Genomic DNA, 17,492 nt, shown 5'->3' on the forward strand with positions numbered 1-17,492 from the left:
TAAGAAAAATAAATAGCTATGAATAAAAAGATTTTAAAAATTTTAGAATTTGGCGAAATTACCAAACGCTTAAGTGAACTAGCTATTACTGAACCAGCTAAGAAAGAAGCTGAAAGGCTAGTACCAAGTGATGATTTTGACCAAGTACAAACGGAATTAAAACAAACTTTGGCATTAGCAGATTTGCTTAGAATCAAAGGGCAACTTCCTTTAACTGACTTTAAAGATGTCCGTCCAAGTACTAAACGTTTGGGCGTAAAGGCAAATTTGAATGCTAAAGAGCTGGGCAACTTATTGCTTGTCTTAAGCTTGGCTAATGAAATTAATAGTTTTTTGGAAGATCTTGATGATGAAAAAATAGATTTATCAGCTATTGATTCAATCTTGGATCAATTAGATGTGCCAGATCTTCTTTTTAGAGAATTAAAGAAGTCCCTTGATTATGATGGTGAAGTACTTGATACGGCTTCAAGTGCTTTAGCTCGTTTGCGTCACGATATTGCAAGCAATGAAGAAGAAATCAAGGATAAGATGAATGCTTATACCAAGGGCAACAGCAGTAAATACTTATCTGAACAAATTGTAACTATTCGTGATGATCGTTACGTTATTCCAGTTAAACAAGAATATAGAGCAAAATTTGGTGGGGTAGTTCACGATCAAAGTGCCAGTGGTCAAACTTTGTTTATTGAACCAGAAGCAGTTTTAAACTTGAACAACCGTCAACAAAATTTGATTGCTCAAGAAAAACAAGAGATCCGCAATATTTTAAAGCACTTGTCTGGCTTAGCTAGAGAGGAAATTGACAGTTTGAATAATATTGCGACTGCTTTAACACGACTAGACTTCTTGCAAGCTAAAGCTAAATTGGCTAAAAACATGAAGGCTAGCGAACCAATTTTAACTAAGGATCACTCAATTAATTTACGCAACGCGCGTCACCCATTGATTGATCCTGAAAAAGTTGTACCAAATGATATTCGTTTGGGTGATGATTTTGATACGATGTTAATCACTGGTCCAAACACCGGTGGTAAGACTATCACATTAAAAACTGCAGGTTTGTTGCAATTAATGGCTCAATCTGGTTTGTTTATTCCAGCCGAAGAAGGTAGTAAAGTTGGCGTGTTTGAAGAGGTCTACGCTGATATCGGTGATGAACAATCGATTGAGCAATCATTGAGTACTTTCTCATCCCACATCAATGACATCGTAGCCATTATGAAAAATGTGAACAAGGAAACCTTGGTTTTAATTGACGAAATTGGTGCAGGTACCGACCCAGAAGAAGGTGCCAGTTTGGCTATCAGTATTTTGGACTTTTTGCGTCAAAAAGATGCCAAGATCATGGTTACAACGCACTATCCTGAATTAAAACTTTACGGCTACAACCGTCCTCGTACTACAAATGCCTCAATGGAATTTGATTTGAAGACTTTGTCACCAACTTATCATTTGCAAATTGGTATTCCTGGTCACAGTAATGCCTTTGCGATTGCTCGTCGATTGGGGATGCGTGAAGACGTAGTTAAAAATGCGCAAAACTTAATGTCAGACGAAGATTCAGACATTAACAAGATGATTTCTAAGTTGAATGCGCAAACTAAGGCGGCCACTAGTGCACGCAATCGTTTGGAGACTAGTTTAGATCGTAGCCAAAAGTTGGAACAAAAATTGCAACAAGCACTTGATTGGTACAACCAACGCGTACAAAAGCAGCTTGATTTTGCTCAAGAAAGAGCGAATGAAATCATTGCCAAGCGTCGTAAAAAGGCTGATCAAATTATTGAACAACTTGAAAAGCAAAAGAATGCTGGCGTAAAAGAAAACAAGATCATTGAAGCTAAGGGTGAATTAAACAATCTGGAACGTCAGGCTAACAATTTGGCCCATAACAAGGTCTTACAGCGTGAAAAGCGTCGTCATCATGTAAGTGTAGGTGACCGTGTAAAAGTCCTATCATACGGTCAAACAGGGACTATTACCAAGAAGCTGTCCGAACATGAATATGAGGTTCAGATGGGAATTATCAAGGTAAAAGCTAGCGATCGTGATATTGAGCGAATTGAAAAGAACGAATCTACTAAGCCTAAACATCTAGTTAGAGCTACTAGTGCAGTTAGAAGAAGCAATGCTCATAGTGAATTAGACCTGCGCGGTCAACGCTATGACGAAGCAATGACTAACCTTGATCGTTATATCGATTCTGTTTTATTAGCCGGCCTTGGCACAGTAACGATAATTCACGGAATTGGTACTGGTGCAATCCGTAAAGGAGTATGGCAATATTTGCGTAACAGCAGACACGTCAAGAGCTTTAACTATGCGCCAGCTAACGAAGGCGGTAACGGAGCAACGATTGTTGAATTGAAGTAAGCAATTCACTTGCGAAAAGTAAGTAAGATGAATATACTAATAATATAAACTTTAGAAATTTATTTAGTGAGGTAAATATTATGGTTGATGCAATTAATGATCAAAACTTCGATGAAGAAACTAGTGATGGTGTTGCTTTAGTTGACTTTTGGGCAACTTGGTGTGGTCCATGTAAGATGCAATCACCAGTAATTGAACAATTGTCAGAAGAACGTCAAGACGTTAACTTCTACAAGATGGATGTTGATCAAAACCAAGATACTGCTAAGAACCTTGGCATTATGGCTATCCCAACTTTGATTATCAAGAAGGATGGCAACATTGTTGATCGAATTACTGGTTACACTCCAAAGGAAAAGTTGGACCAAATTTTGGATCAATACACTGATTAAAGAAAAAAGATAATCAAAAAAGCTTGAGACCAATCGGACTCAGGCTTTTTACTATGCTTCTTTTTCTTTAAGCAAATCACGGATTTCTTTTAAGTAATCTGCCTCAGTTGGTGTAGCAGGCGCTTCTTTTTCCTCTTTTTTGGTAGATTTGTTAACAGCTTTAACAATTAAAAATACAACAAAGGCAATAATCAGGAAGTTAATTACTGAATTTAAAAAGCTGCCGTATTTAAATTTAGCATCCCCGACTTGAAGAACTAAGTTGGAAAGATTGATTCTGCCTACGAATAATCCGATTAAAGGATTGATTAGATTCGTAACAAGTGATTGCACAATGGCAGTAAAAGCTGCACCAATAATTACACCGACTGCTAAATCAATTACATTTCCGCGGGCAATAAATTTTTTAAATTCCTTAAGCATTTTATTTACTCCTATATCTAGATCTAGTTGTAATACGGTTACAAATTAATTATATAGGAGTCCTAATTTATAGTCTAGATTTTAGAATCTAGCGGTGATTTCCACTTTCTTTTCTTTAGGCAAAATGTTGATTTCACTTTCGGTAGTCTTGCCAGTAGCCTTTTGAACTGCTTCAGCAATCATGCCACTTTCAAGTGAAAATTCTTTACTGTCGCTGTCTAAACGATCTTCTACTGTTTGTCCACTAAGTTCAAAAGTGGTAGAAGAGCGTCTTTCCTTGGTCTTTTCGAGTTTGCCGAATTCAGCCATGGCAAAGAAGTCAGCTAAATCGTCAAAATCGGTTAGATCATATTTGCGAGCAACTCGTTTGCCGGCCCAGTAAAGAATAGATGCATTATCGTTGCCTAAAATGGTTGGCAAAAGAAAGTCGCGGTAAAGCTGATTAATAAAATATACGTGTTCGTTAGAGTGTTCTGTATTTTCTGTCATAAACTTGTTCATCCCTTTTATTCTTTTTTATTTTACCGTAAACTAGTAGGAGTAGAAAATAATTTTTTTCTTAATAAGAGGTTTTTTATCATGGATAATCGTCCAATTGGACTACTAGATTCAGGTCTAGGCGGCCTGTCTATCGCTAAAAAAGTAATTGAAAAACTGCCTAATGAATCCACCGTTTTTATTGGTGATAACGCACATATGCCATATGGCAATCGAACTAAAGAAGATATTATTAATTTAACACGCAGATCAGTTAAGTTCTTGCTTAATAATGATGTGAAGCTGGTAATTTTTGCCTGCAATACGGCAACCGCTGCGGCCATGGGGACAATTGAAAAAGAAATTGAACCGCAGATTATCGGGGTTATTCAATCAGGTGCACTAGCAGCTTCTAGAACTACTAAGAATAAAAAGGTAGCGGTTGTAGCAACTAGTGTAACCGTAGGTTCACATGCTTATGAAAAAGAAATTCATTTCCGTGATCCAGAAATTGAAGTAACAGAATTAGCTACGCCAAAACTTGCTCCATTAGTTGAAGCACAAGAAGAGCATGCGACTAATTTAAAGGTGGTTAAAGAAAGTTTAGCTCCTTTAAAGGGTAAGGATTTTGATACCTTGGTTTTGGGCTGCACCCACTATCCATTAATTGAACAAGAATTCAAAGAAGCAATTGACGATGAAAATGTAACTATTTTAGATCCTGCTGATCAAGTAGCACAATATACATTCAACGTAATGCGCCGTGATGGTTTGTTTAGTGAAGAAGGCCATAAGCCAGTTCATGAATACTACACTACTGGTAATTCAACAAGCTTTGATAAATTAGCGCGTACGTTTATGGATGATGACACTTTAACTTCCAAACACGTAGATACGGAGAACGAATAATGGTTAAAGAAATTTTGTTTGCGACTAGCAATCAAGGTAAGGCACGTGAATTAAAAGAAGCTTTCAAACAAGCTGATGTTGATGTAATCATTAAAACAAATGCGGATTTGGAAAATCCACCACATCCAATTGAAAGTGGTCATACTTTTGAAGCCAACGCTAAAATTAAGGCACATGAATTGGCTGATTTTAGTAAAATGCCAACAATTGCGGACGACTCTGGTTTGATGGTTGATGCATTAAATGGTGAACCGGGCGTAAGAAGTGCTCGCTATGCTGGTGAAGCTCATAATGATGCCAAAAACAATGCTAAATTATTAGCTGAGCTTGGCGGTGTACCCAAGGAAAAGAGAATGGCTAAGTTCTGGACCACAATCGTGGTTTCGATGCCAGGTGAATTTGATAAAGATTTAGTCGTTTCGGGTACATGCGCAGGTCGCATTTTACCATTGCCACAAGGTGAAGATGGCTTTGGTTATGATCCATTGTTTTATGTACCAGAAAAGGGTAAAACTTTTGCACAAATGACTACTGATGAAAAGAATGAAATTTCTCACCGTGGTCGTGCAGTAGAAAAATTATTACAAGAATTACCTGCTTGGCTTGAACAATTTGAATAAAAAGAAAAAAGGTGTTCATTTTGGAACACCTTTTTGTGTTTATAAGTAGGAGACCTCTGTAAAAGAAAATGTAATAAAAGATAATATCTATGGCCCGAAATTTAGAAAAATGCGTGTAGCTCATCATATTAATTTAGTTGATGCAGCAAAGGAGATTACTAACAAGTCTACGCTAGCAGAATGGGAAAAGGGCAAGGATAATTTATCCTGGTGTAAAGTTATTGCCTTGCTTTTTAATATCCATGTTCAACCAATGGAATTTTTAGAAAATACGGTCAGTTCACATTTATATTTTTCAATTCAAGATATTGCCGATGCATATGGAGCAAATAATATCAAGCAGCTTAAAGCAATTTCGTTGCAGTATTTAAAGCGGTATCAGGATGAGCCATTAAATAAAAAGGATCTGCCCAAAGCTGAAAGTTTGTTAGAAAAATTAGATACGTTAGAAATAATGAATCTGTATGCGGAAGAAACTATTCGTAAAAAATTCATGCATAGTTTGATTGATTATGCCAAGAATAATGACAGTACTGAAATAGCTTCTTTGTTTAAGTATTTAGATTTTCTAGGACTTAAAAATATGAAATCAGATTTTCAGGTTGCATTTACACAAATTAAACAGATCTATGGTGAATAAATTGGTTTCCGAGATTTCGGAAATAAGTAAATGGGTGCTACTAAAAGCATGATAATAAAAATAGCAAAAATAAATCATGCTTTGAAAGAGGCGCAATTAAGGCATTATGGGTAATCGGAATTCTAGCAATTTTTGTGATGGTGGCAGCGTGTTTGCCGGTAACTAGAAAATATTATTCACGATATGTGGCTAAGCTAGGATGTTGGAATATTTTAATTATTTTTCTACTTTATGTTTTATTTGATATCTGGTTTTTAACTACGATTTCCATGGCAGATAAAAAAGTTTGGTGGATACTTATTCTGATCAATCTTTCAGGAATAATTGCTATTTATAGAACTTACAAAGAAATCAAAAATATTGATCAAAAATAAAAATGCCCAGTTTTTAAAACTGGACATTTTTTACTTAGCTTGGGTTGTTTTTGGGGTAGGCACACTAGCAAATTTAATGCCATTTTTTTGCAAAGTTTGAATGTATTTAGTTAAATACAAATTTCTAACTGCACTTTGTTTTCCTGGCTTAACTTGAAAGTGAATGCTGTAAACAAATTTGTTGCCGGTTTGTTCCGTGATTCCTGTAATCGTTGGACCTTGAACAATTGTCTTTTTCTCGGGTTGAATAGTTTGATTGCATTGCTTGATGAGGCGGCTTACTTCTGTAACATCGTTTTCAGCATCAAGGTCAAGGTTAATATCAAGTGCCACACCGCCATGAGCTAGGTTTTGCACGATGGTAATATTACGGTTAGGAATGTAGATAATTGAACCATCTGAACCTTTTAATCTAGTGGTTCTAAGCCCCAGTTGAACTACAGTTCCTACGTTAGTGCCAATTTGTACCAAGTCACCAACATCGAATTGGTCTTCACTCAAGATGAAGAAACCGTTGACCAGATCACTGACGAATCCTTGGGCCCCCATCCCTAAAGCTAGGGAGAAGATTCCGGCACTGGCCAGTAGCGTTCCAACTGGCACACCTAAAATTGATAAGACGCCAAACAAATAAAAGAAGATCAACGTATATTGGAATAAACTGTTGATCAAAGCAGCAATTGTTTTAGAGCGTTTATTTTTTAATGTATTGTGTTTAGCTAAATAATTGTTAATTAATTTATGCCCAAAGTGAGATAATAGATAAAAGATCAGGGTCGTAATTGCTAACTGCCAAACAGTAGAAAGTAAATTTTGACCGATTTTATTCCAGTCTAGTTTTATTTTTTGAATATTTAATTGTGAGGGAAGCTTCATAGATGGTCCTTTCTTTACATTATGATTCTATAAAATAATAACAATACATAGATTGAGAATAAAGCATTTTCATGCTAGACTTTTTTTAGATAATAATGGAGGTTAAAAATGACAATTTCTTATGGTGCTTTAGCTGGTTTGATTGCGGCTATCGCTTTCTTGATTTTGGTATTGTTTACAATTCCAATGCTTACTAGAACCGCAAAATTATTAAAAGAAACCAGTACAACTATTCAAACAACTAATGAATCATTAAAAAAGATGACAGAAGATATGGATAGTCTGATGGATCAAACAAATGATTTGTTGGATAAAACTAATGACCTGATGGTCGATATTAATGGTAAAATGAAGACGTTAGATCCAGTAGTTCAAGCTGCTGCAGATTTAGGCGAAAGCGTATCAGAGTTAAATGATTCATCCAAGAAGATCGCTAAACGCTTTAGCAGCAATCATTTTAGCCATGCTGGTCTTGTTTCTTCAATAGCTGCGACGGCATTCGCAAGACGTAAGCGTCGCAGAGGTGAAAATTAATAAAGGAGGAATTCACCATGAAAAAATTTGCAAGTTTTGTATTAGGTGCCGTTGCTGGATGTGCAGCAGGTTTTCTCGCAGGTTCACTTCTTGTTAGTGATGAACAAGTAGATGACGTTAAGAACAAAATTAAAGATAACGACAAGCTTCAAGATTTGAAGAAGAAATACGATAATGGCACTGAAATTGTCAAGAATCAATTAGCTTCATTCCCAAAGAATGTTGAAGATGATTCGGAATTAAAAGACTTCGATGATATCGTAATTGATGATTCAAATAAAGATGACGATGTTACTGCAGGCGACAATGCTCAAGAATCTGTCGATGATTTAAACAACGCAGAAGAAGAACACAACGCTGAAGATGCAGAAGAAGATAAGCCAGAAGCTTAATCAAATCTACTAAAAAAGGCCGATTTAATCGGCCTTTTTCTTTTTGTCTTAATCTTTGAGTGGCAAGATCTTTAAGTCTTTGTCGGTGTGGGTAAATGGCTTGAAACCATCTTTAGTAACGACACCACAGTCTTCGATTCTAACACCGGCAAAGCCAGGGATGTAAATACCAGGTTCAATTGAGAAGCACATGCCTTCTTCAAGTACCAAGTCATTGCCTTGAACGATTGATGGGTATTCGTGTACGTTTTTACCGATACCGTGACCTAAACGGTGAATGAAGTATTCGCCATATCCAGCTTTGGTGATGATGTCACGAGCAACACTATCAAGTTCTTCTGCAGTAATACCAGGTTTAGCTGCTTCAATTGCTGCTTGTTGAGCTTCGCGGTCGACTTCGTAAATTTCACGTTGTTTGTCGCTTGGTTCGCCGTAGGCCACAGTTCTACTTGAGTCTGATGCGTAGCCATCGTGCATGGTACCTAAGTCGAACAAAACTAATTCGTTAGGTTGAACTGTGTTCATGGTTGGACCTAGGTGAGGGTTAGCGGCATTCTTACCAGCTTGCACAATAGTTTCAAAACTTTCATGCATTACGCCTTTTTGAATCTTTAATTGGTAGTCGATTTGACCAGCGATGCTTCTTTCAGTAACGCCAGTCCTAATGGCATCAAAACCAATCTTGAAAGCAAAGTCAGCTTCAGCACCGGCACCTTGAAGTTTCTTAATTTCTTCAGGCGTCTTGTATAAACGAAGTCTTTCGATGAAAGGAGATACGTCGTTAGTGAAGCTGGAGTTTGGAAATTCGCCACGTAAGCGTTGGTAGTGGGCAACAGATAAATCGTCTTTTTCAATTGCCCAGTTGTGATGCTCACTTGCGCGTTTTCTAACGTTGTCAGCAATAATACCCCATGGATCTTCTGAATCAAGGTAGCCGATAACGTCGCCGTCCCATTCAGAATCTTTGGCTTCTTCTACGTTTAAAGCAGGGCAGAATACGAATGGTTCTGCGTCTTTAAATACGACCAAGGCAAAAATTCGTTCATGAGGATCCATTGAATAGCCAGTGAAGTATGAAATGGTAATTGGGTTAGAAATAAAGGCAAGGTCATTGCCGTAATCTTGCAACCATTGTTGTAATTTATCTAAGTTCATAGCGTTCCTCTTTTCTTAAATTTATTACAAGTATATCATGATTTATGCATGAAAAAATGAAAGAAAAGCTGTAAACGTTTGCGCTTGAGGCTAGATAATGATACATTATTAGGGCGAAGGAGTTTCAGGAAGGACTGAGATGAGAATGCATAAGCAAGATGTTACTATTTATGATGTTGCTCGAGAAGCTAAAGTTTCAATGGCTACTGTTTCTCGTGTTGTTAATGGGAATAATAATGTTAGAAAAGAAACTCGTGATCGCGTATTAGAGGTTATTAAGAGATTGCACTACCAACCAAATGCGGTAGCACAAGGTTTAGCTTCTAAGCGTACCACTACTGTTGGTTTAATCGTCCCAGATTTAACCAATTTATATTTTGCGGAATTATCAAAGGGGATTGATGATATTGCACTTTTGTACAAGTACAACATTATCATTACCAGTATTGAGAATCGCTTGATGAAAGAAGATCAAGTTATTCAAAGTTTGCTTAACAAGCAAGTTGACGGTGTAATTTATATGTCAAACCGTTTGCCAGATAAGGCTGCGGAAGCATTTAAACGTACTGAAACGCCTGTGGTTTTGGCAGGTACCAAGGACAATCGTGAAGAATTCGCTTCAGTTACGATTGATTACAAGAAGGCTGATACCGAAGCGTTGAACTTGCTCATGCATGATGGCAAGAAGAACTTGGCTATTGTAGTTGGCGATCAAGATGCCGTAGTTAATGGCGAAAATAGAATTCCAGCTTACGAAGAATTCATTAGAGCAAACAATTTGGGTGAACCACATATTTATACTGGCATTAAGGATTACTCAGATGGTTACAACTTATATCCTCAACTCGTTAAAGATGGTATTGATGGTGTAATTGTAACTCGTGACATTTCTTCAGTAGGTATCTTGAATTCAGCAATGGATGCAGGTACTAAGGTTCCTGAAGAATTTGAAATCGTTACTGCGAGTGCTACTCAATTGGCTTCAGTTGTTCGTCCAGCTTTGACTACCATTAAGCAACCACTTTACGATATGGGTGCCGTAGCTATGAGAATGTTGACTAAGTTGATGAACAACGAAGAAGTTGACGATACTCATATTGAATTGCCATATGAATTGGTTAAGAAGCAAAGTACTTTAAACCAATAATTAAAATCAGTAAATTAAAAAAGATCAGTTTGTAGGAACTGGTCTTTTTTGTCTTTAATAAATAATATGGTTAACGGCCTTTTGCTTTTCACTAAAGGTTAGTTCTTTAATTGGGTTATTTGGATTATATGTTAACAAGGCCAAGTTAGTGTAATGACTAACTCTTGGCAATTTCTTGTAATCTGCAAAAGCTTGTTTACTGAAGAAACCGTAGAACAGAATTTGATTTGCTTTGACCCAGCCTAGCTTGGTGTAGAGCCACATATTTTTAGGACTGCCGTTAAAGTTTTGAATCTTGAATAGTTTGTCAGCAGGTAAAACTTTATTGGTTTGGGCCTGATTATCTGGATAACTGTACAGCGTAACTTTAGTGTTGGGCTTAGCCATAATCTTTTTATTCTGATATGGGGCAATATCTTGCTGGCGTAAATCTAAGTTAACAAATTCCGCAGAGATAAATGTCTTTTCGGCAATTTGGTAATAAAGACGATCATCAACTCGTACGCCATAAGTTACGTTAAGTTTTTGTCCTGGATAGACATATTTCTTTTCTTTGATTCGCACATAAGGATTCATCATTGTGGCAGTTTTAGTTTTGCCAAAATAGATTCCTGAACGATTAATGGCATATTTTTTGGTGCCACTTTTGGCTAATTTATATTTAAAACCAGTAGCCGGAAAGTTAGTTACAACCCCGTCGACATTTCGGTTGATTAGCCAATGCCATAAAGCAGGCGATTCATCCATTTTGGCCCAGACATAAAGTTGCTTATGCAATTTATGGAGCCAGTGAATTAAGAAGGGATGCTCTTGAACAATATCGGATGAGGCGTTAACTGCATTGACCTGAGGTAAAATACTGAAGTTAATGCGGCGAAGACTACCAACAATTAGGATTAAATATGCATGTGGCATTAGTTCTCTTAAATGAAATAAACTTGCGGCAGAAAAAGAATGGATCATAATTCTGTTTTGCATATGATATTCTTTAACTACTTGAGCAATTTTATCTTCTAGCTCATAAGAAGGGTTAATGCTATGATCTATTTTTGTCTCTAAAACAAATTTAGTATTTGGCCTATTTTTATAATACTTAAAAAGCTCATTCAGCGACATGACGTGTTCGCCATTATCGTACCTTAGCTGTTTAAGTGTCTTAAAGTCATTTTGTGATACAATTGCATGTGTATGAGTAACTCGGTAAAGGTCATCATCATGAGAGATGACCAATACTCCATCTTTAGAAAGCTGAAGATCGAGTTCAACGTAGTCGGCACCAGAATTGAAGGCGGAGTTATCAGCCTGAATTGTTTCTTCAGGATATTTGATAGGATCGCCGCGGTGACCAACGACAGTAAAACCGCTAGTTGTAAAAAAGACTAAGCTAAAAAAAATAGCCCAAAATACTTGGCTTTTAATTTTCATGTGTACACCTCTATCGCATACTTACAATAGCATGGTTACACATTTTTTTCTATTTTTTATAGTATGATTCTTTTATTCCTTAAGGGTGATTGGATGGAACAATTGGATTTAATTGAAGAAATTACAAGAAATGATGGCAGTCGATATTATGAAATTTCTAATATCGATCAAAATGGGATTGCCGAATTAGCAGCAGACCATGGCGCTATCAAGAGCGTTAGAATATTGCAACTGAATATTCCACGAACCAAGGCATTGATTGAATACGAAAAATATATTAATGATACTTATGATTTGCAGACTTTAACAAATGAAGACGATTGGAAAAATCCAAAATGGGTGGAATGGGAAAAGCCTAAAGGAAAAATCCTCGATGCGTATAATATGGTATTAAAAGCCAATCGAATTGGTTAGAAAGTGGTACAAAAATGGAAGAAACATGGCGAATTTTACATACAAATGATCTTCATTCACATTTTGAACATTTTCCTAAGATAGGACGCTATTTAAAAAAGGCGCAGGCAGATACTTCTGTTGATGAAGTTTATACTTTTGACGCGGGAGATTTTATGGATCGTTCCCATCCACTTACTGATGCCACAGAAGGTCAAGCCAATATTAAATTAATGAATGGCTTTAAATACACGGCCCTTACGATTGGCAATAACGAAGGAATTTCTAACCCGCATTGGGTGTTAGAGTGTTTGTTTGATCATGCTGATTTTCCTACAATTTTGGCGAATTTGCGTGAAGAAGACGAAACTATGCCTAAATGGGCAGTAGGACACAAGATTTTAACTACTAAAAAGAATACGCGCATTGCCTTAATCGGCTTGACTGCCGCTTATCCAATGACGTATGGTCCTAATCACTGGCACGTAAAAATGCTAGGAAGCACGATGGATAAGGAACTTAAAGAAATCGATGGTCAATATGACGTACTTATTTTATTAACACACGTTGGCCTGAAGATGGATCGCTGGTTAGCTAAGAATTATCCTCAAATTGATTTAATTGTTGGTGGGCACAGTCATGATTTAATCGCCCATGGAGAAAAAGTAGATCATACTTGGATTACCCAAACTGGTAAATGGGGTAACTATGTTGGTGACATTCATGTTGAATTAGATGATCATCATGTAACTAAGATTGTTCCGAATACGGTTGCTACTGCATCTATGCCAGAAGAGCCAGGAGATGAAGCAGTGATTCGCGGCTATTATGAAAAGGGTAAAAAATTGCTGTCTGAACGTAAAGTGGCAGATTTACCTGAAAAATTTGCAGATGACAAGGTAGCCGCAGTTCAAGCTTCCCTTGATGCGATTGCTGATTTTGCGAAAACTGACTTGGCGATTCTAAGCTCAGGTTTGTTTTTAACCCCATTTAAGAGTGGAATTTTAACTCAATTCGATTTACAAAACGCTTTGCCACACCCAATGCACGTGGTGCGCTCAACATTAAAGGGCAGCGACTTGTGGCGTTTGGTAATGGAAATTGAAAAGAACCGTCATTATCTTGATCATTTTCATTTGCAAGGCATGAGCTTCAGAGGCAAGATCTTTGGTCAAATGTACTATAAAGGGATCAAAGTAGATATGCGTAAGCGAATTGTTTATGTGAATGGTCGTGAAGTTGATCCAGAAAAAGATTATCAATTAGCCTGTTTGGACCACTATGTTTTGGTTCCATTTTTCCCAACGTTGGCTATTGTTGGTGAAAATGAATTCTTATTCCCTCAATTTTTACGTGAAGTTGTAGGCAATTATTTAGCCAAAAAATATCCATTATCAAGAGATGTGAAGTAAATGACTGAAAAGAACAAGAAGAACTCAGAAGAAAATAGCGAAGAGAAAACGAATAAGTTTGAACAAGAACAGCCGCTTCGTCATCCCTTGGCTAACGTAGTCCAAGATGGTAGGAGTATCAAAATCAATGATCAGCTTTATAGCATCATTGCCAATGAGAGGGATGCACTGGATTTAGAAACCTTGCGTAAAAAGTATGATCCCTATTTGGATCAATATGATTATTTAGTGGGGGATGTTTCTAGTGAACACTTGCGTTTGAAAGGCTTTTATAAAGATGAGGCCTGCACTTCAATTGATAAAAAAGAGTTGGCGATTGTTGATTACTTGAAGGAGTATCGTAATCCAGGTGGACCATATTTTATCTTGGAGTTAACGCATCCTACGCATTTTTATCAGCATCCTAAGAAAAAGACGCATGAACGTTATGAGCGTGAGCATAATAAAAAAGAACGTTTTCGCAGTCGGCGCCATTATAAGGGACGGCGTAAAAATGAGAATAATAACAATAATCCATTTAAGAAACGGCGCGTTCATCAAACTAAATTCAAGAAGAAGCAATCAATTGCAATAAAGAAAGAATTTGGACGGCATCATTCATTTATTATTAAAAAGAGAAAGGGAAACTAGTGAAAGATTACCGGTTATTTATGATTGACTTAGACGGTACGGTTTACCGTGGAAAAGAAACTGTAGAGTCTGGAGTAAGATTTGTTCATCGTTTGATCGAGCATAATAAAGACTATTTATTTTTAACTAATAATACGACCAGAACACCACAAATGGTGGTTGATAAGTTAAAAGGCCACGGCGTTGATACTGATATTAGCCATGTTTATACTCCAAGCATGGCTACGGTTAGCTATATTCTGGCTCACAATCATAAGAAAAAGATTGGTGTGTACATTATCGGTGAAATTGGATTATGGACCGAAATCTTGAAGCACCCTGAGTTTGAACTAAATGAAAAAGATCCAGACTATGTGATTGTCGGAATGGATAAGGATTTGACCTACCATAAGGTACGCGTAGCTTCAAATGCAATTAGAAATGGTGCAACTTTTATTGGGACAAATGCTGACATGAATTTGCCGGCAGAAGGGGAATTAATCCCTGGTAACGGTGCCCAATGTGCCTTTGTAGCAGCTTCTAGTGGCGTAAAGCCTCTATATATCGGTAAGCCAGAATCAATTATTGTTAATATGGCTTTGGATAAAATGGGCTACACCAAAGAAGATACCCTTTTAGTAGGCGATAATTACAATACGGATATTAAAGCTGGCTTTAATAGTGACGTGGATCAATTGTTAACTTTGACTGGCGTGACTCAAAAAGAAGATATTCAAGGCAAAAGACAACCAACAATTTTGGTTAATAATTTAGACGAGTTCAAACTATGATCACAAAAGACAATATTTTTTCAGTCGTTTATCACTTCTTATTTGCTTTAACTAGTAGTGTAGTTGGGGCAATTATTGCAAGCTGGCCCTTGCTCTTTATTTTCATGATCGTTCAGAAGACAAATGAGACGGTTCACATGTCTTTATTTAAGGTCATGCATAACTATAACCAGTTGATGGTTTATTTGATCTGGCCCTTTAAAAATAAGCTTAAAATGGACGATTTTCCCACATCACCAAATGCTGCTGAACACTTTGCGGAATGTAAGCAATTATTTGTGTTAGCCGTACTTGTTTTTATCATTTGTTTGGTGCTGCATTTTATCTTTAAAAAGCAAAGAAAAAAAGCATTGCTAGATTTGAATAAATCAGCAGCACTTATTTTGCTCTTGCTTCCGATTGTTATTTTTCCTTTTGCGGTGACAAATTTTGATAGTTTCTTTGTGATATTTCACCATATTTTGTTCAACAACAACGATTGGCTATTTGATCCTAATACGGATCCGATTATTAATGTTTTAACCGAAGGATTTTTCGCTTCATGCTTTGCCGTGGCGGGAATCATTTATGAACTCTATTTTGCAGAAAAATTATTGCGTAAATAAAAAAGAATTCCGTTAATGGAATTCTTTTTTTAATGACAATTTTTTATTTAAAGCAACAATAGCAATTGGCACTACCGAAACAAGGATAATAGCAATTACGATCATTGAGAAGTGATCCTCTACAAATGGAATATTACCAAAGAAGAATCCGATTGTTGTAAATAATCCCGTCCAAAGTAGGCCACCTACGATATTATATGTAATGAATTTGCCATAATGCATCTTGCTGCCGCCTGAAATGAACGGAACAAAAGTACGAATAAATGGTATAAATCTTCCTATAACAATCGTGGTTGGACCATGACGTTCGAAGAACTTTTCAGCTGCCAATCGGTTATTTTCATTGATTAGTTTATTGAACCAGCTATGTTTTTCTCCAGCTCGAGTAGACCAAGCGCCTATTTCATAGTTGACCGTATCACCGACAATTGCGGCCAAGGCGACCACTACGTAAATTAGCCAAACATCTAAACCGTACTTTGGATTGGCTGCCATTGCACTTGCCGCAAAGATAAGAGAATCTCCCGGTAAGAATGGAAAAACGACTAAACCAGTTTCGATAAAAATAATGGCGAACAGAACTAGGTAAGACCAACCGCCGAATTGATTGACGATCGTGACTAGGTGATCGTCAATATGCAGAATAAAATCAATTAAAGCCATAAAAACCCCTATATACTCGTTGAATGAATTGTTAAAGTCTTTTCAGGAAATAGGTTGCGCATAATTGATGTAATAGCAATTTGGGCTTCACCAAAACCGAGTGCAATTAAAGGGACGCGTCCAGGATAAGAAACTACATCGCCTACTGCATAAATGCCATCGATGTTAGTTTCCATTGCACGATCAACTGGGATGGTTGTACCATCAAGATCGATGCCCCATTTTTTAACAAAGCGGTTGTTAGCTCTGAAGCCGTATGCTACCATAATTTGATCAAATTGTTCATGACGTATTTCATCGCCACCCATTTTCTTAAGACTAATGTCTAACTTATTATCAATTAATTGAATATCTTTAGGAAGATATGGGGTAAGAATTTCAACGTTTTTTAAAGATTTTAGTTTTTGAACGTTAGATTCTAGGCCGCGGAATTGATCACGACGGTGAATAAGCTTAATATCGGCATAATTTGCAAGCTCAAGTGCCAAATCAAGTGCTGAATCACCACCACCGAAAACACCAATTGTTTGATTAGCGAATTCTTTAGGATCCTTAATAAAGTAATGAATTCTTTTTTTGATGTCTTCATTCATTTTAAGTGGAAGTTCTTTTGGCTTAAATGCACCAGCTCCAGTAGCAATAATAATGCTACGTACAAATACTGAATCATCAATTGTAAAACCATCTGTAGTTTTTACAATGTTTTCTACTTTATGGTTAGTTGCAATATCCGTTTCATCCTTCAACCCATCAGTTAGTCTTGGGATTAATTCATGTGCTCTTATTTTGCCGAAGGCAGGGATGTCAGTTATTTGTTTAAATGGATAGAGCATTTGCGGTTGTCCGCCTAATTCAGATAATGAATCAAAAAGTATCGTATTTAAACCGTGTAAATGCGCAAAATGTGCGGCAAATAATCCGACAGGACCGCCACCAATAATGGCTAAATCATATTTTTTTATTTTAAAAACCTCCTCTAAGTGCTGACGTATCAACTTTAACATGAATTAGAGCAATATTCATTTGAAAATTTTGCTTGCTCGATCGGATCAAATAAGTTATATTATTGAAGTCACGTTTTTAGAGGTGGCGAATTATTAATAAAAAAGTGCTTGCAATTAGTTTGCAAGTATTATATATTAATAAAGTCGCTTCGAGAGATGCGGCACAGCTTGAATAAGAAGCCTGAGCAAAGGAAAAATCAATAAAATGAAAAAAGTACTTGCAAAAGGGAGAAGAAGCTGGTAACATATTTAAATGTCGTCAAGCAAGAGATGAA

Annotated in this window: 21 protein-coding genes; 14 read left to right on the top strand and 7 right to left on the bottom strand. The window is 36.8% G+C overall.

Going from position 1 to position 17,492, the window contains the following annotated elements; translation table 11 throughout:
• The first annotated feature begins 18 nt into the window (after window positions 1–18).
• Window positions 19–2,376: an endonuclease MutS2 gene (locus BN1206_RS01725; protein WP_052542797.1), complete on the top strand. Its 2,358-nt coding sequence runs from the start codon at window positions 19–21 to the stop codon at window positions 2,374–2,376.
• 80 nt (window positions 2,377–2,456) lie between these two features.
• Window positions 2,457–2,768: a thioredoxin gene (gene trxA, locus BN1206_RS01730; protein ID WP_052542799.1), complete on the top strand. Its 312-nt coding sequence runs from the start codon at window positions 2,457–2,459 to the stop codon at window positions 2,766–2,768.
• A gap of 51 nt (window positions 2,769–2,819) precedes the next feature.
• Here trxA and mscL read toward each other — a convergent pair whose 3' ends face one another.
• Window positions 2,820–3,191, bottom strand: a complete 372-nt coding sequence (mscL, locus tag BN1206_RS01735) for a large-conductance mechanosensitive channel protein MscL (RefSeq protein WP_013641536.1) — start codon at window positions 3,189–3,191, stop codon at window positions 2,820–2,822.
• An 81-nt stretch (window positions 3,192–3,272) separates the two neighbouring features.
• Window positions 3,273–3,692: a YslB family protein gene (locus tag BN1206_RS01740; RefSeq protein ID WP_013437247.1), complete on the bottom strand. Its 420-nt coding sequence runs from the start codon at window positions 3,690–3,692 to the stop codon at window positions 3,273–3,275.
• A 78-nt stretch (window positions 3,693–3,770) separates the two neighbouring features.
• On the opposite strand from BN1206_RS01740, the gene murI reads away from it, so the two are divergent.
• The 4 genes from murI (at window position 3,771) to BN1206_RS01760 (ending at window position 6,211) form a co-directional block, all read left to right on the top strand.
• The gene (gene murI / locus BN1206_RS01745) at window positions 3,771–4,577 is read left to right on the top strand and encodes a glutamate racemase (RefSeq protein ID WP_013641538.1); all 807 of its coding nucleotides are present in this window, start codon (window positions 3,771–3,773) and stop codon (window positions 4,575–4,577) included.
• Window positions 4,577–5,197, top strand: a complete 621-nt coding sequence (locus tag BN1206_RS01750; RefSeq protein ID WP_013641539.1) for an XTP/dITP diphosphatase — start codon at window positions 4,577–4,579, stop codon at window positions 5,195–5,197. The genes murI and BN1206_RS01750 overlap by 1 nt, the downstream gene beginning before the upstream one ends.
• Window positions 5,198–5,306: 109 nt before the next feature.
• Window positions 5,307–5,837 (top strand): transcriptional regulator, encoded by a 531-nt coding sequence (locus BN1206_RS01755; protein WP_014565577.1) that lies wholly within the window; start codon window positions 5,307–5,309, stop codon window positions 5,835–5,837.
• Between the two features lie 152 nt (window positions 5,838–5,989).
• On the top strand, window positions 5,990–6,211 hold the full coding sequence (locus BN1206_RS01760; protein WP_014565578.1) for a hypothetical protein: 222 nt from the start codon (window positions 5,990–5,992) through the stop codon (window positions 6,209–6,211).
• Window positions 6,212–6,241: 30 nt separating this feature from the next.
• On the opposite strand, the gene BN1206_RS01765 is transcribed toward BN1206_RS01760, so the two are convergent.
• Window positions 6,242–7,087: a mechanosensitive ion channel family protein gene (locus BN1206_RS01765; RefSeq protein ID WP_013641541.1), complete on the bottom strand. Its 846-nt coding sequence runs from the start codon at window positions 7,085–7,087 to the stop codon at window positions 6,242–6,244.
• Window positions 7,088–7,195: 108 nt separating this feature from the next.
• On the opposite strand from BN1206_RS01765, the gene BN1206_RS01770 reads away from it, so the two are divergent.
• Entirely contained in the window at window positions 7,196–7,621 is a 426-nt protein-coding gene (locus BN1206_RS01770) for a DUF948 domain-containing protein (protein WP_013641542.1), read from the top strand.
• Window positions 7,622–7,638: 17 nt separating this feature from the next.
• On the top strand, window positions 7,639–8,013 hold the full coding sequence (locus BN1206_RS01775) for a hypothetical protein (RefSeq protein WP_013437256.1): 375 nt from the start codon (window positions 7,639–7,641) through the stop codon (window positions 8,011–8,013).
• A 48-nt stretch (window positions 8,014–8,061) separates the two neighbouring features.
• Here the strand turns inward: BN1206_RS01775 and BN1206_RS01780 are convergent, their stop codons facing one another.
• Complete coding sequence (locus BN1206_RS01780) at window positions 8,062–9,168, bottom strand: M24 family metallopeptidase (RefSeq protein ID WP_013437257.1); 1,107 nt, start codon at window positions 9,166–9,168, stop codon at window positions 8,062–8,064.
• 145 nt (window positions 9,169–9,313) lie between these two features.
• Between BN1206_RS01780 and BN1206_RS01785 the strand changes: the two genes are divergently transcribed.
• Entirely contained in the window at window positions 9,314–10,315 is a 1,002-nt protein-coding gene (locus BN1206_RS01785; protein WP_013641543.1) for a substrate-binding domain-containing protein, read from the top strand.
• A gap of 54 nt (window positions 10,316–10,369) precedes the next feature.
• Here BN1206_RS01785 and BN1206_RS01790 read toward each other — a convergent pair whose 3' ends face one another.
• Window positions 10,370–11,740, bottom strand: coding sequence for a glycerophosphodiester phosphodiesterase (locus BN1206_RS01790; RefSeq protein WP_046433889.1), 1,371 nt, complete (start codon window positions 11,738–11,740; stop codon window positions 10,370–10,372).
• A 93-nt stretch (window positions 11,741–11,833) separates the two neighbouring features.
• Here BN1206_RS01790 and BN1206_RS01795 point away from each other — a divergent pair, with 93 nt between their 5' ends.
• The 5 genes from BN1206_RS01795 to BN1206_RS01815 are packed head-to-tail and all read left to right on the top strand — an operon-like array spanning window position 11,834 to window position 15,550.
• A complete protein-coding gene (locus BN1206_RS01795; RefSeq protein ID WP_013437260.1) occupies window positions 11,834–12,154 on the top strand; it encodes a hypothetical protein in 321 nt (106 codons plus the stop codon).
• Between the two features lie 14 nt (window positions 12,155–12,168).
• Window positions 12,169–13,545 (top strand): bifunctional metallophosphatase/5'-nucleotidase, encoded by a 1,377-nt coding sequence (locus tag BN1206_RS01800; RefSeq protein WP_013437261.1) that lies wholly within the window; start codon window positions 12,169–12,171, stop codon window positions 13,543–13,545.
• On the top strand, window positions 13,546–14,175 hold the full coding sequence (locus tag BN1206_RS01805; RefSeq protein WP_013437262.1) for a YutD family protein: 630 nt from the start codon (window positions 13,546–13,548) through the stop codon (window positions 14,173–14,175).
• Complete coding sequence (locus tag BN1206_RS01810; RefSeq protein ID WP_013641546.1) at window positions 14,175–14,945, top strand: TIGR01457 family HAD-type hydrolase; 771 nt, start codon at window positions 14,175–14,177, stop codon at window positions 14,943–14,945. Before BN1206_RS01805 ends, BN1206_RS01810 begins: the two co-directional genes overlap by 1 nt.
• Entirely contained in the window at window positions 14,942–15,550 is a 609-nt protein-coding gene (locus tag BN1206_RS01815; protein ID WP_013641547.1) for a TIGR01906 family membrane protein, read from the top strand. The genes BN1206_RS01810 and BN1206_RS01815 overlap by 4 nt, the downstream gene beginning before the upstream one ends.
• A 12-nt stretch (window positions 15,551–15,562) precedes the next feature.
• Here BN1206_RS01815 and BN1206_RS01820 read toward each other — a convergent pair whose 3' ends face one another.
• Together BN1206_RS01820 and BN1206_RS01825 are read right to left on the bottom strand one after the other, a co-directional pair.
• Entirely contained in the window at window positions 15,563–16,213 is a 651-nt protein-coding gene (locus BN1206_RS01820; protein WP_013641548.1) for a VTT domain-containing protein, read from the bottom strand.
• A gap of 8 nt (window positions 16,214–16,221) precedes the next feature.
• Window positions 16,222–17,217 carry an NAD(P)/FAD-dependent oxidoreductase gene (locus BN1206_RS01825; RefSeq protein WP_013641549.1) on the bottom strand — a complete coding sequence of 332 codons (996 nt, stop codon included), beginning with the start codon at window positions 17,215–17,217 and terminating at the stop codon, window positions 16,222–16,224.
• Window positions 17,218–17,492 lie beyond the last annotated feature (275 nt).

This window comes from Lactobacillus sp. OTU4228 (assembly GCF_001006945.1).
Taxonomy (GTDB): domain Bacteria; phylum Bacillota; class Bacilli; order Lactobacillales; family Lactobacillaceae; genus Lactobacillus; species Lactobacillus amylovorus.